General features: G+C 72.6%; 20 protein-coding genes. 11 read left to right on the top strand and 9 right to left on the bottom strand.

Annotated elements, in window-relative coordinates; translation table 11 throughout:
- The first annotated feature begins 213 nt into the window (after window positions 1-213).
- The gene (locus ACIBF7_RS43745; RefSeq protein ID WP_397199776.1) at window positions 214-522 is read left to right on the top strand and encodes a hypothetical protein; all 309 of its coding nucleotides are present in this window, start codon (window positions 214-216) and stop codon (window positions 520-522) included.
- Window positions 523-536: 14 nt separating this feature from the next.
- Here ACIBF7_RS43745 and guaA read toward each other — a convergent pair whose 3' ends face one another.
- From guaA to ACIBF7_RS43725, 4 genes are read right to left on the bottom strand one after another with little or no spacing between them, the layout of a single operon-like run.
- On the bottom strand, window positions 537-2,108 hold the full coding sequence (gene guaA / locus ACIBF7_RS43740; RefSeq protein WP_378525324.1) for a glutamine-hydrolyzing GMP synthase: 1,572 nt from the start codon (window positions 2,106-2,108) through the stop codon (window positions 537-539).
- Window positions 2,109-2,117: 9 nt separating this feature from the next.
- Entirely contained in the window at window positions 2,118-3,608 is a 1,491-nt protein-coding gene (locus ACIBF7_RS43735) for a DUF885 family protein (protein WP_397199775.1), read from the bottom strand.
- Between the two features lie 10 nt (window positions 3,609-3,618).
- Window positions 3,619-4,365, bottom strand: coding sequence for an N-acetyltransferase (locus ACIBF7_RS43730; protein ID WP_397199774.1), 747 nt, complete (start codon window positions 4,363-4,365; stop codon window positions 3,619-3,621).
- A gap of 12 nt (window positions 4,366-4,377) precedes the next feature.
- Entirely contained in the window at window positions 4,378-4,851 is a 474-nt protein-coding gene (locus ACIBF7_RS43725) for an Lrp/AsnC family transcriptional regulator (RefSeq protein ID WP_246639931.1), read from the bottom strand.
- A 64-nt stretch (window positions 4,852-4,915) separates the two neighbouring features.
- On the opposite strand from ACIBF7_RS43725, the gene ACIBF7_RS43720 reads away from it, so the two are divergent.
- Entirely contained in the window at window positions 4,916-6,271 is a 1,356-nt protein-coding gene (locus ACIBF7_RS43720; RefSeq protein WP_187281618.1) for a pyridoxal-dependent decarboxylase, read from the top strand.
- Here ACIBF7_RS43720 and ACIBF7_RS43715 read toward each other — a convergent pair.
- Together ACIBF7_RS43715 and ACIBF7_RS43710 are read right to left on the bottom strand one after the other, a co-directional pair.
- Window positions 6,261-7,937 (bottom strand): FAD-dependent oxidoreductase, encoded by a 1,677-nt coding sequence (locus ACIBF7_RS43715; RefSeq protein WP_397199773.1) that lies wholly within the window; start codon window positions 7,935-7,937, stop codon window positions 6,261-6,263. The two genes, ACIBF7_RS43720 and ACIBF7_RS43715, sit on opposite strands and share 11 nt — an antisense overlap.
- Window positions 7,919-9,421, bottom strand: a complete 1,503-nt coding sequence (locus tag ACIBF7_RS43710; RefSeq protein ID WP_397199772.1) for a succinic semialdehyde dehydrogenase — start codon at window positions 9,419-9,421, stop codon at window positions 7,919-7,921. Before ACIBF7_RS43710 ends, ACIBF7_RS43715 begins: the two co-directional genes overlap by 19 nt.
- 118 nt (window positions 9,422-9,539) lie before the next feature.
- On the opposite strand from ACIBF7_RS43710, the gene ACIBF7_RS43705 reads away from it, so the two are divergent.
- Window positions 9,540-11,465, top strand: coding sequence for a beta-propeller domain-containing protein (locus ACIBF7_RS43705; RefSeq protein ID WP_148036847.1), 1,926 nt, complete (start codon window positions 9,540-9,542; stop codon window positions 11,463-11,465).
- Here the strand turns inward: ACIBF7_RS43705 and ACIBF7_RS43700 are convergent.
- Complete coding sequence (locus tag ACIBF7_RS43700; RefSeq protein WP_148036846.1) at window positions 11,460-13,190, bottom strand: glycerol-3-phosphate dehydrogenase/oxidase; 1,731 nt, start codon at window positions 13,188-13,190, stop codon at window positions 11,460-11,462. The genes ACIBF7_RS43705 and ACIBF7_RS43700 overlap by 6 nt on opposite strands.
- A 44-nt stretch (window positions 13,191-13,234) precedes the next feature.
- A complete protein-coding gene (locus tag ACIBF7_RS43695) occupies window positions 13,235-14,005 on the bottom strand; it encodes a DeoR/GlpR family DNA-binding transcription regulator (RefSeq protein ID WP_148036845.1) in 771 nt (256 codons plus the stop codon).
- Between the two features lie 127 nt (window positions 14,006-14,132).
- Between ACIBF7_RS43695 and ACIBF7_RS43690 the strand changes: the two genes are divergently transcribed.
- Genes ACIBF7_RS43690 through ACIBF7_RS43675 form a run of 4 tightly spaced genes read left to right on the top strand, consistent with a single transcriptional unit; the run spans window position 14,133 to window position 17,878 of the window.
- Window positions 14,133-15,005: an SIS domain-containing protein gene (locus ACIBF7_RS43690; protein ID WP_148036844.1), complete on the top strand. Its 873-nt coding sequence runs from the start codon at window positions 14,133-14,135 to the stop codon at window positions 15,003-15,005.
- Complete coding sequence (nagA, locus tag ACIBF7_RS43685) at window positions 15,002-16,135, top strand: N-acetylglucosamine-6-phosphate deacetylase (RefSeq protein ID WP_397199771.1); 1,134 nt, start codon at window positions 15,002-15,004, stop codon at window positions 16,133-16,135. The genes ACIBF7_RS43690 and nagA overlap by 4 nt, the downstream gene beginning before the upstream one ends.
- Entirely contained in the window at window positions 16,135-17,037 is a 903-nt protein-coding gene (locus tag ACIBF7_RS43680; RefSeq protein WP_397199770.1) for a 1-phosphofructokinase family hexose kinase, read from the top strand. Before nagA ends, ACIBF7_RS43680 begins: the two co-directional genes overlap by 1 nt.
- A gap of 13 nt (window positions 17,038-17,050) precedes the next feature.
- Window positions 17,051-17,878, top strand: coding sequence for a ketose-bisphosphate aldolase (locus tag ACIBF7_RS43675; RefSeq protein WP_397199769.1), 828 nt, complete (start codon window positions 17,051-17,053; stop codon window positions 17,876-17,878).
- A gap of 21 nt (window positions 17,879-17,899) precedes the next feature.
- Here ACIBF7_RS43675 and ACIBF7_RS43670 read toward each other — a convergent pair whose 3' ends face one another.
- The gene (locus ACIBF7_RS43670) at window positions 17,900-18,862 is read right to left on the bottom strand and encodes a DsbA family protein (protein ID WP_397199768.1); all 963 of its coding nucleotides are present in this window, start codon (window positions 18,860-18,862) and stop codon (window positions 17,900-17,902) included.
- A 57-nt stretch (window positions 18,863-18,919) separates the two neighbouring features.
- Between ACIBF7_RS43670 and ACIBF7_RS43665 the strand changes: the two genes are divergently transcribed.
- Genes ACIBF7_RS43665 through ACIBF7_RS43650 form a run of 4 tightly spaced genes read left to right on the top strand, consistent with a single transcriptional unit; the run spans window position 18,920 to window position 20,713 of the window.
- Window positions 18,920-19,486, top strand: a complete 567-nt coding sequence (locus ACIBF7_RS43665) for a TetR/AcrR family transcriptional regulator (RefSeq protein WP_397199767.1) — start codon at window positions 18,920-18,922, stop codon at window positions 19,484-19,486.
- 5 nt (window positions 19,487-19,491) lie between these two features.
- Complete coding sequence (locus tag ACIBF7_RS43660) at window positions 19,492-19,866, top strand: VOC family protein (protein WP_364225226.1); 375 nt, start codon at window positions 19,492-19,494, stop codon at window positions 19,864-19,866.
- A gap of 53 nt (window positions 19,867-19,919) precedes the next feature.
- Complete coding sequence (locus tag ACIBF7_RS43655) at window positions 19,920-20,267, top strand: ArsR/SmtB family transcription factor (protein WP_397199766.1); 348 nt, start codon at window positions 19,920-19,922, stop codon at window positions 20,265-20,267.
- A complete protein-coding gene (locus ACIBF7_RS43650; protein WP_397199765.1) occupies window positions 20,264-20,713 on the top strand; it encodes an SRPBCC domain-containing protein in 450 nt (149 codons plus the stop codon). The genes ACIBF7_RS43655 and ACIBF7_RS43650 overlap by 4 nt, the downstream gene beginning before the upstream one ends.

The raw sequence follows: 20,713 nt of genomic DNA, 5'->3' as shown, positions 1-20,713 counted from the left end.
AGGGCCTTCCGCCGTTTCCACAAAGTCGCAAGCCACCGACCTGCGGTTTCGCACCCGAACATGCCCTGGATCACGGATTAGCTGCGGAACGCGGGGCATATTCCCGCGGGCGCAGAGCGAATCAGCGGAGACCTGGCGGAGGGATACGAGCACATCCCGAACTTCCGCGTCATCCCGCCTGAGGCGTGACGGGATCGCCCACCGAGAAAATCCATGAGTGAGCTCTACGATAAGTGGCTCCACGCCTATGTCGAGGCGGAGAAGGACCCTCGGTCCCTCAGCGCCTCCCCTTGCCCCAGCTGCGGCCGACCGGCGCTACGCCTGCTGTTCGTGGTGCCGGCGGACGACACGTCGGTGGGCAGGGCGGAGTTCTGGTGCGACCACTGCAGGAAAGGAGTCTTCTTCTCCCGGGTGACCGTGCCCGCCCACGGGGACTTCGTCACCATGGAGCAACGCAGAGCCACTCCCCGGGAGAAGGTCGCGCGTTACGAGATCATCCCGCCCACGGTCCATCCCGGCTGATCGCCGGCCCGGGGTCACTCCCACTCGATGGTGCCCGGGGGCTTGCTGGTGACGTCCAGCACCACCCGGTTGACCTCGCGCACCTCGTTCGTGATCCGCGTGGAGATCCGCGACAGCACGTCGTAGGGCACCCGCGACCAGTCAGCCGTCATCGCGTCCTCGGACGTCACCGGCCGCAGCACCACCGGATGCCCGTACGTACGACCATCCCCCTGCACCCCCACAGAGCGCACGTCGGCGAGCAGCACCACCGGGCACTGCCAGATCTCCCGGTCGAGCCCCGCCCGCGACAGCTCCTCACGAGCGATCGCGTCGGCTTCACGCAGCAGGTCGAGACGCTCCCGCGTGACCTCGCCCACGATGCGGATGCCGAGACCCGGCCCCGGGAACGGCTGGCGCCACACCATCGCCGACGGCAGCCCGAGCTCCTCGCCGGCCCGCCGCACCTCGTCCTTGAAGAGCGTGCGCAGCGGCTCCACCAGCTTGAACTGCAGGTCCTCAGGCAGCCCGCCCACGTTGTGGTGGGACTTGATGTTGGCCGTGCCCGTGCCCCCGCCGGACTCCACCACGTCCGGATAGAGCGTCCCCTGCACCAGGAAGTCCACCGGGCCGTCGGCCATGATGGCGCGCTGCTCGTCCTCGAAGACCCGGATGAACTCCCGGCCGATGATCTTGCGCTTCTCCTCCGGGTCGGAGACCCCTTCGAGAGCCTTCAGGAAACGATCCGAGGCGTCGACCACCCGCAGCCGCACCCCGGTGGCGGCCACGAAGTCGCGCTCGACCTGCTCCGCCTCCCCCTTGCGGAGCAGCCCGTGGTCGACGAACACACACGTCAGCCGATCACCGATGGCCCGCTGCACGATCGCAGCGGCCACCGCGGAGTCGACGCCGCCGGACAGGGCGCAGATGGCGCGGCCGTCGCCGACCTGGCGGCGGACCGCCTCGACGGACTCCTCGACGATGTTGAGCATGGTCCAGCTGGGGCGGCAGCCGGCCGCTTCCAGGAAGTGCTTGAGCACCTGCTGGCCGTGCTCGCTGTGGAGGACCTCGGGGTGGAACTGCACGCCGTAGAGGCCGCGGCCGGGGTGCTCGAAGGCGGCGACCGGGGTCTCGCGGGTCGAGGCGGTCACCAGGAAGCCCTCGGGGGCGGCGGCGACGCTGTCGCCGTGGGACATCCAGACCTTCTGGGCCGACGGGAGGCCCGCGAAGATCACGCCCTCGTCGAGGACCTCCAGGGAGGTGCCGCCGTACTCGGCGACGCCCGTGCGGGCCACCTCGCCGCCCAGGGCCCTCGCCATCGCCTGGAAGCCGTAGCAGATGCCGAACGTGGGCACCCCGGTCTCGAAGAGGCCGTGGGGCACGTCGGGGGCGTTGTCGGCGTAGACGGACGAGGGACCGCCGGACAGGATGATCGCCTTGGGGTTCTTCGCCATCATCTCCTCGACCGTCATGGTCGACGGGACGATCTCGGAGTAGACGTGGCACTCGCGCACCCGCCTGGCGATGAGCTGCGCGTACTGCGCGCCGAAGTCGACCACCAGGACCGTGTCGAACTCAGACACCGAAGGAACCCCCCAAAGGCGAATGCGGTGCACTCAGTCTATCGACAGCAGACCGAGCGGCGGCGACCCGAGGTCGAGCAGGGACTTATGGAAGCGCTGGAGTGTGAAGCCCGCGCCCCACGCCTGCCTGGCCTGCTCGCGCAGATCCATGATGATCAGCTTGCCCCAGGTGTAGCGCCCGTACGTGGGATCGAAGGTGGCCCGCCTTGCCTCGGCCATCGCGGCGGGGCCCGCCAGGTGGGTGTGGGAGGCGAAGCGGGCGGCCGCGTCCTCGACGGTCATCGCGCCGGTGTGCACGCCGATCGCGCAGGCCAGCCGGGTGACGCGGATGAGCGCCTCCACCCAGACGCCGATCTCGAAGCGCGGGTCGCCCGCCTCGAACCCCTCCTCGACGCAGAGCTCCTCGGCGTAGTGCGCCCAGCCCTCGGCGAACGAGAACGACTGCAGCAGCCGCCGCACGTCCGACGGCGCCCGGCGCAGGGCCAGGCCGTGGGAGAAGTGGCCGGGCGCGACCTCGTGCACGTTGATGGCGGGCAGCGTGGTCTCGCTGAAGACCTCCAGCCACTCGTCGACGTCCTGTTTCGGCCAGGACGGGTCGGGCGGGGTGATGTGGTACCAGGACGGGCCTTCGGGTTCGCCGGGGGCGTTCCACGACATCATCGCCATCGCCCAGCGGCGTGACTCGGGGGCGAGGCCGACCAGGCACGTGCCGTCGTGGTAGGGCACCAGGTCCTTCTCGCGGGTGAACGCGATGGCCTTCTCGGTGCCGATCCTGGCCGCCTCGATCACGCCGTCGGCGTCGGGGTGCTGCTTGACCAGCTCGCGGACCACGTCCAGCGGCGGCCTGCCGCCCTGGCCGAGCCGGTCGCAGGCGTCGGCGAGGCGGGCCGTCAGGCGGTCGCGCTCGGCGTCGGCGCGCTCGGCCAGCCTGCCCAGGTCGACGTCCAGGCCCTCGACGGTGCCCATGAGCCGGGCCAGGGCGTCCGCGCCGAGCGCGGCGTCCGGGTCGCCGGTCTCCGCCGCCCGCTCGACGTGGGCGACCAGGCGGGTGTGCGCCTCCAGAGCGGCCTGGTCGGTGACGCCTGCGGCCAGGCCCTTGACCGCGCCGCGCAGGGACTGCGCCACGGGGGCGCTGACCTGGTCGAGCGAGGCGGTCGCGTGCCGTACCGCTTCCGGCCAGAGCGCCAGGTGGGCGGCCTTGGCGGCGGCGCGCTGCTCCTCGGGGCCGTAGTCGCGGTCGTAGCAGGCGAGGTCCAGGTTGGACAGGTGGAGCAGCGGGTTCTTGCGGTGCAGCGCGAGCTCGCCGAGCTCGAAACGCAGGCCCTCCTCGAAGACCTGGAGGTGGCGGGCGTCGTGGGGGTCTTCCGGCAGGTCGCCGTCGCCGAGCCGGGTCAGGCCGGCGCGCACGCCCTCGGGAGACAGGTCCTGGATGGCGCCGTCGTACTCGTGCCGTCCGCCTGACTCGCGTGCTTCCGGGACCATCAGGTCGGTGATGGCCCGCAATCTGGGCTGAAGTTCCGTCATGCCGGAAACGCTAGCGGCCGAGTGGGTGGCTGACCCAGACGTTGGGCTCGACGTAGACGGCGTGATCGTGGCCGGGTTCGACGTGGACGGGGTTGAGCGCGCCCGGCACCTCCGCCGGGCCCGGCCGGTCGAACGGCAGGCCTGTCCACCCGCGCCACTCGGCGAGCGTGCCGGCGATCGTCATCGAGCGCGGCGCCACCTTGACGATCTCGCCGCCCGCCCGTACGTGGACGCGCAGCCACGGGTCGTGCGGCAGCCCGTCGGGGCGGGTGCGGAAGGCGTACTCCGCCATGGGGGTGTGCGGCTCCAGGTGCTTGTGGTTGGGGCGGACCGGCGCGACCAGCTCGTCGAAGCCGAGGCGGGCGGCGTTGGCGCGCATGGCGGCCACCATGAGCGGCGAGACGCCCTTGCCGAGCAGGTCGCGGCGGACGGTGATCTCCAGGGCGGAGATCCGGCCGGGGCGCTCGCCGCGCTCGCGGGTCAGCCAGGCGCGCCTGATGACGCCGTCCCAGCCGTCGTCGGGCAGCTCGCCGTCCTTGAGCGTGAACGGCATCGTGCAGCCCCGCGCGGCCAGCCGGCCCGGCTCGGCGTCGTCGTCGGCGACCAGGACGTAGTCGGTGTAGGCCGTGTCGGCGACCGCGTAGAAGAAGTCGGCGATCGGGTCCTTCATCATGAACTCCGGCCAGGAGTGGTCCATGTCCCACAGGGTGGGGATGAACTCGGGGCGCTCGGAGAGGGTGGTGATCCGCAGGGCCATGGGCGGATATTTTCACATTTCGGAGGGCCGCTGGACGGGTTGATCCTCACTCTTGAAGATCAAGGTGGTCTGCAGGTGCACGATCTCGGGCCGTACCAGGAACCTCTCCAGGCAGAGCCGGTGCAGGTGCTCGGCGTCGGCCACGGCCACGTGCACCAGGAAGTCCTCGGCGCCGGCCACGTGGAAGAGCGTGATCGTCTCGGGCAGCGACAGCACGAAGCTCCGCAGCGGGTCGACGAGCTGGCTCGTGTGCGGCCGTACCCGCAGCGCGAGCAGCGCCTGCAGCGGCCGGCCCAGCTTGGCGACGTCGACCGAGGCGCGGAAGCCGGTGATGATCCCGCGCCGCCGCAGCGCGCGCACCCGTTCGAGCGCGGTGGAGGGCGCGACGCCGAGCCGCTCGGCGAGATCCTTGTTCGGCAGCCGGGCGTCGCGCTGGAGTGCCGCCAGGATGGCCAGGTCGATCGAATCCAGTTCGGCGTTATGCATGGAAATTGCCCTCCAATTCGGCCACACTAGCCGCACGCCGATGATGTCCTCACTATTTCGAGATATGTGGAACGTTGAGGAGTTCACCGAGTCGGCCGGCATCACGGTCGAGGAGCTGTCCGCCTACGTGGCGGAGAGCCAGCGGGGCGAGGCCCCCGTGCTCAGGCGCACGCCGCCGCGCGAGCTGGCGGACCGGCTGGGCCTGCGTGAGCTGATCGTCAAGGGCGGCATGACCCCCGCGTCGTACCGCGGCTTCCTGCGCGCCTTCCTCGCCGAGAGCACGCGGCTGCACCACCCGGCGTTCCTGGCCCACCAGACCGCCTCCCCCGACTTCCCCGCCGCGCTGGCCGACCTCGTGCACGGCGCGATCAACAACCCGATGAACATCTACGAGATGGGCGCCTCGGCGGCCACGGTCGAGTTCGAGGTCCTGCGCTGGATGCTGGACAAGGTGGGCTTCCCGGCCGGCGGCGGCGTGCTGACGCACGGCGGCTCGCTGGCCAACCTGACGGCGATGCTGGCGGCCAGGGCGCGGGTGGCGCCGGAGGCGTGGGAGGAGGGCGTGCCGGGCGACCTGGTGATCCTGGCCTCGCCGTCGGCGCACTACTCGATCTCCCGCGCGGTCTCGATACTCGGGCTCGGGCAGCGCGCGGTGGTGCCGCTGGAGACGGACGAACTGGGCCGGATCGACCCGGCCAGACTGCCGGACATCTCGGGCAAGCGGGTGATGGCGCTGGTCGCGGCGGCCTGCGCCACCGGCACCGGACTGTACGACGATCTGCGGGCGATCGGCGAGTGGTGCCGCGAGCGGGAGGTCTGGTTCCACGTCGACGGCGCGCACGGCGCCTCGGCCCTGCTGTCGGACCGGCACGCCCACCTGCTCGACGGCATCGGGCTGGCCGACTCGGTGATCTGGGACGCGCACAAGATGCTGCGCACCTCGGCCCTGTCGGCGGCGGTGCTGGTGCGCAGGGAGAGCGACCTGGACGCGGCCTTCAAGCAGGAGGCCAGCTACCTGTTCTACGGCGACCAGGGCTTCGACCAGATCGCCCGTACGGTCGAGTGCACCAAGGCCGAGCTGGGGCTGAAAGTGTTCATGAACCTGGCCTGGCGCGGCGAGCGCGGCCTCGGCGACTACGTGGCCTCCCGGTACGACACCGCCCACCGGTTCTGGGAGCTGGCCCGCGAACGCCCCGGGTTCACGGTGCCGTACGAGCCGGAGAGCAACATCGTGTGCTTCCGCCACGGCGACGGCGACCAGGTGGCGATCCGCGAACGGCTGATGCGCGACGGCACCTTCTACCTCACCTCGACCGAACTGGCCGGGGTCCGCCACCTGCGGATCACGGTGATGGCCCCGGCCACGGACGACGCCACCCTGACGGCGCTCCTGGACGAGATCGAGGCGGTCAGCGGGTGATCAGCCGGAGCGCGGCGGGGGCCGTGGCGGGGACCGCTGGGCTGCGCGGGGGGATCGGGGGCAGGGGCCGGTAGGCCGTGCCGAGCGGCGGGCGGGCGTCGGGCTCGCCCGCGTTCGGCCAGAGCGCCATGGCCCGCTCGGCCAGCGCGGTGATGGTCAGCGACGGGTTCACGCCCAGGTTGGCGGCGATCGAGGACCCGTCCACGACGTGCAGGCCCTCGTACCCGTAGAGCCGGTGGTACGGGTCGATCACGCCTTCCCCCGGCGAGGCGCCGATCGCGCAGCCGCCGAGGAAGTGCGCGGTCGCGGGGATGTCGAACAGGTCCAGCCACGACCCGCGCGGCTCGCCGCCGACCTCCTCGGCCCCGATCCGCACCGCCTCGTGGCCCGCCGGGATCCAGGTGGGGTTCGGCTCGCCGTGCCCCCGGGTGGAACGCAGCCCGAACCGGCCGCGCCGTACCGTGATCGAGTTGTCCTTGGCCTGCATGACCAGCGCGATCAGCGACCGCTCGGACCAGCCGCGCAGGTCGAGCAGCCCGAGCGCGCGCAGCGGACGGCGGGCGGCCTCGCGGGCGAACGCCTTCCACCGGTTCTGGCCGCCGTCGATCAGCAGCGTGCGCAGCAGGCCCATCGCGTTGGAGCCGTCGCCGTAGCGGACCGGCTCGATGTGCGTCTCGGCGTCCGGGTGGAAGGACGACGTGATCGCCACCCCGGCGTTGAGCTTCTCGCCGCCGCGCGACGGCCGCTCGAAGCCGAGCAGCGCCTCGGAGTTGGTACGGGTGAGCGTGCCCAGCCGGGGCGAGATCCGGGGCAGCGTGCCGTCGTCGCGCAGCCGGTGCAGCAGTCGTTGCGTGCCCCAGGCCCCGGCCGCGAAGATCACCTGCCGGGCGGTGAAGACCCGGCGCCGCCTGGCCGAGCCGGTCCGCCGGGCCAGCACCTCGTAGCCGCCGGACGGCAGCGGACGCACCGAGGTGACCGTGCACTCGGCGTAGACCCGGGCGCCGGCCCGCTCGGCCAGGTAGAGGTAGTTCTCGGTGAGCGTGTTCTTGGCGCCGTGGCGGCAGCCGGTCATGCACTCGCCGCACTGGACGCAGCCGCGCCGTTCGGGGCCCGCGCCGCCGAAGTACGGGTCGGCGCCGTCGGGCCCGAAGTAGACGCCGACGGGGGCCGGGCGGAACGTGCCGCCCACGCCCATCCGATCGGCGATCTTCAGCATCACCGCGTCAGCCGGGGTGTGCGCGGGGTTGGGCGTCACCCCGAGCATCCGCTTGGCCTGGTCGTAGTAGGGCGCCAGCTCGGCCTTCCAGTCGGTGATCGAGGCCCACTGCGGGTCGCGGTAGAACGGGTCGAGCGGCTCGTACAGCGTGTTGGCGTACACCAGCGACCCGCCGCCCACGCCCGCCCCGGCGAGCACCATCACGCCGGTGCCCTTCTCGCCGCGGAGCAGGTGGATGCGCTGGATGCCCTTCATCCCCAGCCACGGCGCCCACAGGAAGTCGCGCAACCGCCAGGAGGTCGCGGGCAGCGAGGACCGGTCGAAGCGCCGCCCCGCCTCCAGCACCGCGACCCGGTAGCCCTTCTCGGCCAGCCGGAGCGCCGAGACGCCGCCGCCGAACCCGGAACCGATGACGACGACGTCGAACCCGCTCACTTGACCCTCAGCCACTTCATCACCTTGAGCGTGGTGGTCAGCACGTCCGCCCACGTCTCCTGGGCCAGGTCGAACGGCGGCTCGATGCGCAGCCAGGACGCCTGGGAAGCCACGGTCTGCGACTCGGTGTAGCGCAGCAGGCCCTCCGTGCCGTGCCTGCGGCCCAGGCCGGACGCCTTCATGCCGCCCATCGGGGCGTCGTAGGAGGCGTACGCGGCGCCGTACCCCTCGTTGATGTTGACCGTGCCGGCCTTGATCCGGGCGGCCAGCGCGCGGCCGCGGGAGGTGTCGGAGGTCCAGATGGAGGCGTTCAGGCCGTAGGCCGTGTCGTTGGCCAGCTCGACCGCCTCGTCGTCGGAGGCGAACGGGTAGAGCGACACCACCGGGCCGAACGTCTCGTCGCGGCAGAGCTCCATGTCGTCGGTGACCCCGGTCAGCACGGTCGGTTCGTAGAACAGCGGCCCGAGGTCCGGCCTGGCCTTCCCGCCGGCGAGCACGGTCGCGCCGCGGGCCACGGCGTCGTTGACGTGCCGGGTGACGGTCTCCAGCTGGTGGCGGTGGGTCAGCGAGCCCATCTGGACCGACCAGTCGCGGCCGGGGGCGAGCTTCATGTTGCGCACCTGGCGGGCGAAGCGGTCGGCGAACGCCTCGAACAGCGACGTGTGCACGTACAGCCGCTCGATCGAGACGCACAGCTGGCCCGCGTTGGCGAAGCACGCGCGGATCGCGCCCTGCACGGCCAGGTCCAGGTCGGCGTCGTCGAGCACCAGCATCGGGTTCTTGCCGCCGAGCTCCAGCGAGCAGCCGACGAGCCGCTTGGCCGCCTCCTCGGCGATCTTCCTGCCGGTGCGGGTGGAGCCGGTGAAGGCCACGTAGTCGGCGCCGTCGAGCAGCGCCTCGCCGATCTCGTCAGGCTCGCCGGGCACGACCTGCCAGAGGTCGCGCGGCATGCCGAGCTCCACCAGCAGGTCGACGGCCCACCGGGTGGACAGCGTGGTCTGGGTGTCGGGCTTGTGCACCACCGCGTTGCCGGCCAGCAGCGCGGGCACGGCGTCGGTGACGCCCAGCGACAGCGGGTAGTTCCACGGCGAGATGAGCGCGACCACGCCCTTGGGCCGGCGCAGCTCGCTCACCCGGGTGGCGATCGGGAACGCGCCCTTGCGCCCCTGCGGGGCGAGCAGTCCGGGCGCCCGGCGGGCGTAGTAGAGCACGCAGCCCGCGACGTCGAGCACCTCCTCGAAGGCGTGCGAACGGGCCTTGCCCGTCTCGTCCTGGAGCAGGTCGAGGATCTCGTCACGCCGGTCCAGGATCACGTCGTGCAGCCGCAGGAACGGCTTCACCCGCTCCTGCACGGGCCTGGCCGCCCACTCCTCCTGCGCCGCCCGCGCTCTGCGGTACGCCTCGCGCACATCTTCCGCGCCGGCCAGGGGGAGTTCGGCGAGGGGTTCGCCGGTGAACGGAGCGATGATCTGCCGGGTTCTGCCGGTGGTGACGTGCATGCCAGAAGGATATTCGGGTTGGCTACCGACCGGTAGTTATCGGCAGCGGACGTCGGCGCACCGCGGAGAGCCGATCTTCACCCTTGAACCGGTCGCCGGGCTGATCCGTTGTGAGGGCATGAAGACGCTCACCCGGCCGATCGCGGCTGCCGCCGCGCTCGTGGCGGCTCTCGCCGCCTGCACCTCGGCACCCCCTGACAAGGCGCCCAGCACCCCGCTCGGGCAAGTCCGCCTGGTCTCCTACAGCGACTGCGACGAGCTGCTGGCCGGGTTGCGCGAGAAGGCGGCCGCGAACGTGGGCCCGTGGGGCTTCGGCGGCCCGCAGATCATGTACATGGAGGACGCGACGGCGGCCAGGGACAGCACGGCCAAGGCGACCCCCGACCACTCCACCACGAACGTGCACGAGGCCGGCGTGGACGAGCCCGACCTGGTCAAGACCGACGGCGACCGCGTCTTCACCGTCAGCGGCGGCGTCCTCCGGGTCATCGACACCGCCACCAGGAAGGTCACCGGCTCGCTCGACCTGAAGGGCGACGACGGCGGCTACTCCCCCGCCGACCTGCTCGTCTCCGGTGACCGGGCGCTGGTGCTGCTCCAGGGCGGCGGCATGGCCACCACCCGGATCGCCGACGGGTTCGCGCCGCCGGGCCAGACCCGGTACGTGCTCGTCGACCTCGCGGGCGAGCCGAAGGTGATCGGTTCGATCAAGCCCGAGGGCGCCCACGTGGACGCCCGCATGGTGGGCTCAACGGTCCGGCTCGTCACCCGCGGCCAGCCCGCCATCGCCTTCCCCGAGGCCAAGGAGAACGTCGGCGAGGCCGAGCGCAAGGCCATGAACCAGGCCGTGGTCCGCGGCGCCCCGCTGACCGCCTGGCTGCCCGAGATCGAGATCACCGACGCGTCGGGCGCCGTCAGGAAGGCCACGGTGCCGTGCGAGCGGGTCAGCCACCCGGCCGAGTACACCGGCACCTCGATGCTCACCCTGCACACGCTCGACCTGGCCCAGGGCGTCACCGCCGCCGGGTCGGACCCGATCGCGCTGGCCGCCGACGGCGACATCGTCTACGGCACCGGCCAGAGCCTGTACGTGGCGAGCAACCCGCGCTGGTGGTGGCCGATCCAGCCGGTGGACGTCGAGCAGGCCCCGGCGACCGAGCCCTCACCGGACGAGCCCACCCCCGGCGGGCCGCCGCCCGAGGAGACCGAGGTGCACCGGTTCGACGTCTCGGGGCCGGGCGCGCCCTCGTACGCGGCCTCCGGCAAGGTGCCGGGGCGGCTGCTGAACCAGTACTCGCTCTCGGAGCACGACGGCCACCTGCGCGTCGCCACCACGCTCGGCTCCGCCGACGGCCGGAGCAGCTCCAGCAGCGTGCACGTGCTCGACGCCGCCGGCATGAAGACCGTCGGCCAGGTCGGCGGGCTGGGCAAGGGCGAGCGGATCTACTCGGTCCGGTTCATCGGCCCGGTCGGCTACGTCGTCACGTTCCGCCAGGTGGACCCGCTCTACACGCTGGACCTGCGCGACCCGGCCGCCCCGAAGGTCACCGGCGAGCTGAAGATCACCGGCTACTCGGCGTACCTGCACCCGGCGGGCGACGGGCGGCTGATCGGCGTCGGGCAGGAGGCCAGCACGGAGGGCCGGACGCTCGGCACGCAGATCTCGCTGTTCGACGTCGGCGACCCGGCGAACCCGCGCAGGCTCTCGCAGCTGTTCCAGAAGGACTCCGGCTCCGAGGCCGAGTGGGACCCGCACGCGTTCCTCTACTGGCCGAAGACCGGCACCGCGGTCATCCCCCTCAGCAGCCACGCCGACGGCACGTTCGAGACCGGCGCGACCGTACTGAAGATCACCGACTCCGAGGTGACCAGGACGGGCACGATCCAGCACCCGAGCCGCACCGAGCAGGGCCTCGCCTACCAGCCCGGCATCCAGCGCTCGATGGTGATCGGCGACTCGATCTGGACGTTCTCGTACGAGGGCGCGCAGGTCAACGACCTGGCCACGCTCGCGAAGCAGGCGTGGATCCCGCTCACCTCATGACGAGGGCTCGACCGGCACGATCTCGGGGGCGCCGAGCCTGATGGCGTCGGCCTCCTGGTCGGTGTCCTGCTCCTGCGACAGGCGCTCGGCCTCGATGCGCTTGGTGTAGTACTCGACCTCGCGCTTGACCTGCTCGTCGTCCCAGCCCAGCGGGCCGGCGAGCAGTTCGGCCGCCTCCTGGGCGACGGCCGTGCCGCGGTGGAAGGTCTCGATGGAGATGTGCGTGCGCCTGGTCAGCACGTCGTTCAGGTGGCGGGCGCCCTCGTGGGTGGCGGCGTAGACGATCTCGGCCCGCAGGTAGTCGTCGGCCCCGTGCAGCGGCTTGCCCAGCGACGGGTCGGCCTCGATCAGCGCCAGCACCTCGTCGATCATCGAGCCGTACCGCTGCAGCAGGTGCTCGATCCTGGCCACGTGCAGGCCGGAGTCGTACGCGATCCGGTGACGCGAGTTCCACAGCGCCTGGTAGCCCTCCGCCCCGGCCAGCGCGACGCGGTCGGTGCACGAGGGCGGCACCCGCTGGTCGAGCCCGTGGGCGACGGCGTCGACGGCGTCCTTGGCCATCACCCGGTAGGTGGTGTACTTGCCGCCCGCGGTCATCACCAGGCCCGGCACCGGGTGCGCGACCACGTGCTCGCGCGACAGCTTGGACGTCTGGTCCGACTCGCCGGACAGCAGCGGCCGCAGTCCCGCGTAGACGCCCTCCACGTCGTCCCTGGTCAACGGCACCGAGAGCACCTCGTTGACGTGGTCGAGCAGGTAGTCGATGTCGGCACGGGACGCGGCGGGGTGCGCCTTGGTCAGGGTCCACTCGGTGTCGGTGGTGCCGATGATCCAGTGGCGGCCCCACGGGATGACGAACAGCACAGACTTCTCCGTACGGAGGATGAGCCCGGTGCGCGAGTGGATGCGGTCGCGCGGCACCAGCAGGTGGATGCCCTTGGAGGCGCGCACGTGGATCTGGCCGCGCCCGCCGACGAGTTCCTGGATGTCGTCGGTCCACACGCCGGTGGCGTTGACCACCTGCTGCGCGCGCACGTCCAGCTCGTCGCCGGACTCCAGGTCGCGCACCCGCACGCCGGTCACCCGCTCCCCCTCGCGCAGGAACCCGACCGCCTGGGCGCGCGGCGCCACGTGGGCGCCGTAGGTGGCGGCGGTGCGCAGCAGCGTCATCACGTAGCGGGCGTCGTCGACCTGCGCGTCCCAGTACTGCACGGCGCCGGTGAAGGCGGACTTCCGCAGCGCCGGGGCCAGCCGCAGCGCCCGCTTCCTGGACAGGTGGCGGTGCCCCGGCACGCCCCTGGTGAGCCCGGAGGCGAAGCCGAGCGTGTCGTAGAGCATCACGCCCGCTCCCACGTACGGGCGCTCCCACCCGAAGTGGGTCAGCGGGAACAGGAAGGGCACCGGCCGGACCAGGTGCGGGGCGATGCGCTGCAGCAGCAGCGCCCGCTCCTGCAACGCCTCGCGGACCAGGTCGAAGTTGAGCTGTTCGAGATAGCGCAGGCCCCCGTGGATCAGCTTGGACGAGCGCGAGGAGGTGCCCGACGCGAAGTCGCGGGCCTCGACGAGCCCGACCTCCAGCCCTCGCGTGGCGGCGTCGAGCGCGATGCCCGCGCCGACCACCCCGCCGCCGACCACGACCACGTCCAGCTCGCGCGACGCCATCGCCGCCAGCGCCGCCCCCCGCTCGACGGGCCCGAGCCGGGCCACGCACTTACCCGCGGCCATCCGCATTCCCCCTGCGTTGTGAGACTTGGGTCCATACCTACCCGTTATGCGCGAATCACCTTCACGCCCGCCTCGGCGAAGCGGGCGGCGTCGGCTTCGGGCAACCGCTGGTCGGTGACGAGGGTGTCGATCTCCTCGATGGGGCAGATACGGGAAAATGCCCGCTTCCCCAGCTTCGAGGAGTCCGCCACCACGGCGACCTGCGCCGCCCGGCTGATGAGCAGGTGGTTGACGCTCGCCTCGCCCTCGTGGTGCGCCGAGGCGCCCAGCTCCACGTCGAGCGCGTCGACGCCGAGGAAGGCTATGTCGAGCGTGACCTCCTCCAGCACGCCCGAGGCCAGCGGTCCTATCAGCTCGTACGACTGCGGCCTGGCCACCCCGCCGGTCACCACGATCTTCACGTGCTGCCGGACCACCAGCTCGGCGGCGATGTTGAGCGCGTTGGTGACGATCGTGAAGCCCGACTCCAGCGTCGCCTGCGTGGCCAGCGCTCGGGCCAGCTCGGAGGTGGTGGTGCCGCCGTTGAGCCCGACCACGGCGCCGGGCCGCACCAGCTCGGCGGCGGCGGCCGCGATGCGGTGCTTCTCGTCGGCGTGCCGGGCGGTCTTGTAGCGCAGCGGCAGGTCGTAGCTGACGCTCTGGGCGACCGCGCCTCCCCGCGTGCGCATGAGCATCTGCTGCTGGGCGAGCTGGTCGAAGTCGCGGCGGATGGTCGCGGTGGAGACGTCGAGCGCGCGGGCCGCGTCTTCGACGGAGAGCCTGCCTTCTTGCGCGAGCAGCTCGAGGATCGCGTTCCACCGGTCGTATCGGGACACGATCACCCTCCTTCGGAGATCCGTCAAGGGGGCAAGCGTGGCATACCCTCGCATCGGTAGCCACCAGTGCCCAATTTTGCACTTTTATGCTATAAAAAATGCAGAAACAAGCATTACGGAGGTAGCGGTGACCACCCATACCGAAGCCGAGATCGCTTCCCAGCCCGACTGCTGGCGCCGAGCGGTCGCCGGCGTCCCCGCCGGCGCGCTGCCCCGCCCGGGAGAGCGGGTCGCCGTCGTCGGCTGCGGCACCTCCTGGTTCATCGCGATGGCGTACGCGACCCTGCGGGAACGCGCCGGGCAGGGCGAGACCGACGCCTTCGCCGCCTCCGAGGCGCCCACCGGGCGGCGCTACGACCGGGTGCTGGCGCTGAGCCGCTCCGGCACCACCACCGAGGTGCTCGACCTGCTGTCCAGGCTCGACACCGCGTCCACGGCCATCACCGCCGACCCGGAGTCGCCGATCATGCGGGCCGCCGGGCAGGTGATCGTGCTCGACCACGCCGACGAGCGCTCGGTCGTGCAGACCCGGTTCGCCACCACCCAGCTCGCCCTGCTCCGCGCCAGCCTCGGCGAGGACCTGGAGCCCGTCATCGCCGACGCCGAGCGGGCCCTGGCCGAGCCGCTGCCCGACGAGCTGATCACCGCCGAGCAGGTCACCTTCCTCGGCTCGGGCTGGTCCGTCGGGCTGGCGCAGGAGGCCGCGCTGAAGATGCGCGAGGCGTCCCGCTCGTGGACCGAGGCCTACCCGGCGATGGAGTACCGCCACGGCCCGATCAGCATCGCCGGCCCCGGCCGCGTCACCTGGATGCTCGGCACCGCCCCCGAGGGCCTGCGCGCGCAGGTGGAGGCGACCGGCGGCACGTTCACCGAGAGCGACCTGGACCCGATGGCCGAGCTGGTCCGCGCCCAGCGGGTGTCGGTGGCCAGGGCGTTCGCCCGCGGGCTCAACCCCGACGAGCCCCTCCACCTCACCCGATCTGTGATCCTTTCTCCATGAGCCTTACTCTCGCCGACGCCCGCATCGTGACCCCCGACGCAGTCCACGAGGGGTGGCTGACCATCGAGGACGGCCGCATCACGCATGTCGGCCACGGATCCGCCCCCCGTCCCGGCCACAGCCTGGGCGGGCGGCACGTCGTGCCCGGCTTCGTCGACATGCACAACCACGGCGGGGCGGGCGGGTCCTTCCCCACCGGCGAGCAGGACAAGGCGCGCGACGCGGTGGCCCTGCACGCGCGCCACGGCACCACCACGACGGTGGCCAGCCTGGTCACCGACACCCCCGAGCGCCTGGCCGCGGCCGCCGCGTCGCTGGCCGAGCTCTGCGACGAGGGCCTGCTGGCCGGCATCCACTTCGAGGGCCCGTACATCGCCAGGGCGCGCTGCGGCGCGCACGACCCCGAGCTGCTGCGCGAGCCGTCCCCGGCGGAGTTCGCCGCGCTGGTCAAGGCCGGGCGCGGGCACGTACGGATGCTGACGATCGCGGCCGAGCTGCCGGGCGCGCTCGACACGATCCGGATGGCCGTCGCCGAAGGCGTGGTCGCCGCGCTCGGCCACAGCGCTGCCGACTACGAGCGGACGCTGGCCGGCATCGAGGCGGGCGCCACCGTGGCCACTCACCTCTACAACGCGATGCCGCAGCTCGGTCACCGCGACCCCGGCCCGATCGCGGCGCTGCTGCAGGACGAGCGGGTCACGGTCGAGCTGATCAACGACGGCGTGCACGTGCACCCGGCCATGCTCCGCCTGGCCTGCGCGGTGGCCGGGGCCGACCGGGTGGCGATGATCACCGACTCGATCTCGGCGACCGGGCTGAGCGACGGCGAGTATCTCCTCGGCCCGATGCGGGTGCGGGTGGTGGACGGCGTGGCCCGGCTGACCGAGGGCGGCTCCATCGCGGGGTCCACGCTCACCATGGACACCGCCTTCCGCCGGGCCGTCCGCGAGCTGGGTCTGTCGCTGCCGGAGGTGTCGCGCATGACGTCGCTGACTCCCGCCCGCGTGCTCGGCCTGTCCGGCCGGACCGGCTCGATCGCCGTCGGCAAGGACGCCGACCTGGTGGTGCTCGGCGGCGACCTGGAGGTGGCGGGCGTGATGAAGCGCGGCGTCTGGATCGCGGAGCCCTGATGATCCTCACCGTGACGCTCAACGCCGCACTCGACGTCACCTACGAGACGCCACAGGTCTCCTGGGACGGGGTGAACCGCGTCGCCGCGGTCCACCGGCGGGCTGGCGGCAAGGGCGTCAACGTGGCCCGCGTCCTGGCCGCCCTGGGCCAGGACGTGCTGGTCACCGGCCTGGCCGGCGGCCCCACCGGCCGGGCCGTCGAGCGTGACCTGGACTCCGCGGGCCTGGCGCACGCCCTGGTGCCCGTCGCGGGCGAGACCCGCACCACGCTCGTCGTCGCCGAGCCCGCCGCGCACACGCTCTTCAACGAGCCGGGGCCGACGGTGGGCGAGGACGAGTTCGCCGACTTCCTGCGCACGTACGAGGCGCTGCTGCGCGAGGCGCGGGCCGTCGTGCTGTCGGGCAGCCTGCCGCGGGGACTCCCCCCCACCACGTACGCCACGCTGGCCGCCTTCGCCCGTGACCGGGGCGTGCCCGCGATCGTCGACGCCGACGGCGAGCCGCTCCGCCACGCGCCCGACGGCCGCCCCGCGATCATCAAGCCCAACGCCGAGGAGCTGGCCAGGGCCGTCCCGCACGGCAGCCCGGAGGAGGGCGCCGAAGCCCTGCGCGACCGCGGCGCCGGGGCGGTGATCGTGTCGCTGGGCGCGTCGGGGGCGCTGGCGGTCACGGCCGACGGCACGTTCCGCGCCCGCATGCCGTACGCGGTCGACGGCAACCCCACCGGAGCCGGCGACGCGCTGGTGGCCGGGCTGGCGCTCGGCCTGGTCGCCCCGGGGCCGTGGCCCGAGCTGCTGCGCCGGGCGGCCGCGCTGGGCGCCGCCGCGGTGGCCGCGCCGGTCGCCGGCGCCTTCGACCCGGGCGTGTACGAGGCCGTCCACCCGCTGATCGAGATCGTCTGAAGGAGCCCCCGTCATGCCCCTCACCGGAATCGGCGACGTCATCCGCCAGTCCCCCGCCGGGGTGGGCGCGTTCAACGTGATCCAGCTTGAGCACGCCACCGCCATCGTGGCCGGGGCCGAGGCCCTGGGCGTGCCCGTGGTGCTGCAGATCAGCGAGAACTGCGTGCGCTACCACGGCGCGCTGGAGCCCGTCGCGCTCGCCGCGCTCGCCGTCGCCCGCGCGGCCTCGGTGCCGGTCGCCGTGCACCTGGACCACGCCACCGACCGCGCGCTGGTCGAGGAGGCGGTGGCGCTCGGGCTCGGCTCGGTGATGTTCGACGCCTCCGCGCTGCCCGACGAGGAGAACGTGGCCGCCACCGCCGAGGTGACCGCCTGGTGCCGCGCGCGCGGCGTCTGGGTGGAGGCCGAGCTGGGCGAGGTCGGCGGCAAGGACGGCGTGCACGCCCCCGGCGCCCGCACCAAGCCCCACGAGGCGGCGGACTACATCGCCAGGACCGGCGTGGACGCGCTGGCCGTGGCCGTGGGCACCTCCCACGCGATGACCACCAAGGACGCCGTGCTCGACCTGGCGCTCATCGCCGAGCTGCGGGCCGCGCTGCCGGTCCCGCTGGTCCTGCACGGCTCCTCGGGGGTGCCCGACGACACCCTGCGCGAGGCCGTACGGAACGGCATGAAGAAGATCAACATCGCGACCCACCTCAACAAGGCGTTCACCGGCGCCGTCCGCGACCACCTCACCCGCGACGCCGCGGTCGTCGACCCCCGCAAGTACGTGAAGTCCGGCCGGGACGCCGTCACCCGCGAGGTCACCCACCTCCTGTCCATCCTCACGTCATCCTGACCGTCCGGGGGCGCCTGGTCGTCAGGCGTACTCCGGTGCCATCACCGCCGCCATCCGCAGGTGCGGACCGGCCTCCTCCGCGTGGCCCTGGCGCTGGAGGGTGCGGCCGAGCAGGTGGCGCGCGTACGCGTCGTCCGGCGTGGCCGCGACCAGCCGCTCCAGCACCGCGCGGGCACGGCCGAGCTGCGCCGACAGGTAGTAGCAGCGCCCGGCGAGCATGAGCACGTTGCGGTCGTCGCCGTGCGCGTCCAGCAGCGGCCTGAGCAGCGCCAGCGCGCCGAGCGGGTCACGCTGGTCGAGCAGCGACTCCGCGTGGCGGTAGCGCTCGACCTCCTCGGGCAGCCGGCGCGCGGGCCGCGCCGCCAGCACGAACTCCCTGATCACCTCCGCCGACTGGGCCCCGGCCAGCGCCTCGGACCCGGCGACGATGGTCGGCGAGGTCCTGACGCCCATGGCCTTGCCCTTGAGCAGCAGCTCCCGTACGAGCTCGTCGCCCGCGCCGGCGTCGAGCAGCGCGCCCCCGCCGGCGAAGCCCGCGTCGGCGGCGAGCCGGTGGAGGGTCGCGCGGTCGCTGATGTCGAGCCGGTCGAGGAAGTGGGCCTTCATCACCCGCTCGGCCACCGCGTCCTGCAGGCCGGGACCGCCGTGCTCCAGGGCGAGGGCGATCAGCCGGTGGGCGTCGTGGCTGTCGGCCCGCCAGGCGGGACCCCACGTCCAGCCGAAGCCTTCCTCGGCGGCGACGAGAGCCACGCGCACGCGGTTCTCGCCGGGGGTGAGATCGGGCGCGCACCGGCGCAGGGCGGCGTCGACCGTCGGGTCGGCCATGGCCTCCTCGTGCGGGACCGCCTGCGCGGGCGCCATCGGGTCGATGCGGAACGGCCGCCACACGACCTCGGCGTCCAGCCCTTCGAGCGCTCTCTCCACTCGCCGCTTGCCGATGTAGGCCCAGCCGCAGACCACGTCGGCCCAGATCTCGATTCGCATGCCGACAATCTATGCGTCAACTGTTGATTAAGCAACATTTGTCGTATAGTGACCATCGTGAACCCCGACGATCCACGCGCCCGGCGCACCCGGGCGAGCCTGCGCGCCGCCGTCCTCGACCTCGCCACCGAGCGCGACCTGGGCGCCATCACGATCTCCGCCGTCGCCAAGCGGGCCGGGGTCAACCGGGCCACGTTCTACCTGCACTACCCGGACGTCGACGCGCTGGCCGCCGACGCCATGGAGGAGGCGGTCGCCGAGGTGGCCAGGGCCGCCGCACTCTGCCCGCTGGACGCCCCGCGCGACCTTGCGCCCGAGCCCCTGACCACGCTCTTCGCGCACATCGACGGCAACGCCGAGCTGTACGCGTGCATGCTCGGCACCCAGGGCAGCCCGCGCTTCTGCGCCCGGCTCAGAGAGCGGCTCACCAGCGAGCTGGAAGCCCGCTTCGCCGCCGGCGCCCGGCCCGCCGGCTTCGCGGACGTGCCGCCCGGCACGCACGCCGCCTACCTCGCCGGCGCACTGACCGGCGTGATCGCCCACTGGGTGATCGACTCACGGGACACGCCGTCGGCCGACGTCGCGCTCGCCTTCTGGCGCCTCTTCCGCCCGGCTGGTAAGTGATCTCCATGCACAGAAGTCGCGTCTACGCACTCCTCATCGACACCCCGGCGGACGAGGCCGAGCGGGCCACCGCCTTCTGGTCGGCCGCCCTCGGCGTCCCCGCCCGGCCGCTGCCCGGTTACGAGCAGTTCACCAGTTTCCCCGGCGCCGTCTCCGGACTCGACCTCGCCGTCCAGTCCGTCGACGACGCCCCGCGCTACCACCTGGACATCGAGACCGACGACGTCGACGCGGAGACGGCCCGGCTGGTGGCCCTCGGCGCCACCGAGGTCTCCCGCTGGCAGGAATGCCGGATCCTGCGCGCACCCGGCGGCCACCTGCTCTGCGTCCTGCCCGCGGAGAGCGACCGCTTCGACGCCGAGGCCACCACCTGGCCCTGACCTCTCACAACCAGATGGTTGTGCAAACGAATGGTTGTGGCTAGGGTCGGCGTGTGACCGTAGCCGAAGACGAGCTGTCCCTGGTGTTCACGGCCCTCGCCGACCCGACCAGGCGCGCGATCCTGGAGCGCCTGGCCGAGGGCGACGCGACCGTGAGCCAGCTCACCGAGCCGTTCGCGATGACCCAGCAGGCCGTCTCGAAACACCTGAAGGTGCTCGAACGCGCCCGCCTGATCACCCGCACCCGCACCGCCCAGTCGCGGCCGTGCGCTCTCGACACCGAGCGGCTCGAAGCCGCCGCCGACTGGATCGCCCGCCACCGCCAGGTCTGGGCCGACCGCCACGACCGGCTGGAGCGGCACCTGGCCGCCCTGCGCGACCGGGACGGGGAGACGCCATGACCGAGACCGGCGAGATGACCTACCGGCGCGTCCACCGCGCGTCGCCGGAGCTGCTGTTCGACTGCATGACCACGCCCGAGCACCTCACCCGCTTCTGGGGCCCGGCCGGCACCACCACCCCGCTCGACGGCATCGTGGTCGACCTGCGGCCGGGCGGCGCCTTCGAGACCACGATGGTCGGCGACGACGGCGGCACCTACACGATGAAGGCCACCTACGCCGAGGTGCGCCGCCCCGAGCGGCTGGTGTGGATCGAGCCGGGCGTCGAGGGCGGCATGAAGACCACGATCACCTTCCGCGACCTGGGCGACGGCCGCACCGAGGTGGTCACCCACCAGACCAACGTGCCGGCCGCCTACCTCAGCGCCGAAGCGCGGGCGGGCTTCGCCACCAGCCTGGACCGCTTCGACGCCTATCTGGCCGGCCTGAACCGGGAGGAAACCTGA

The sequence above is a fragment of the Nonomuraea sp. NPDC050478 genome, assembly GCF_044458265.1.
GTDB classification, from domain to species: Bacteria; Actinomycetota; Actinomycetes; order Streptosporangiales; family Streptosporangiaceae; genus Nonomuraea; species Nonomuraea ferruginea.
This window is presented reverse-complemented; position numbering and strand designations above follow the sequence as displayed.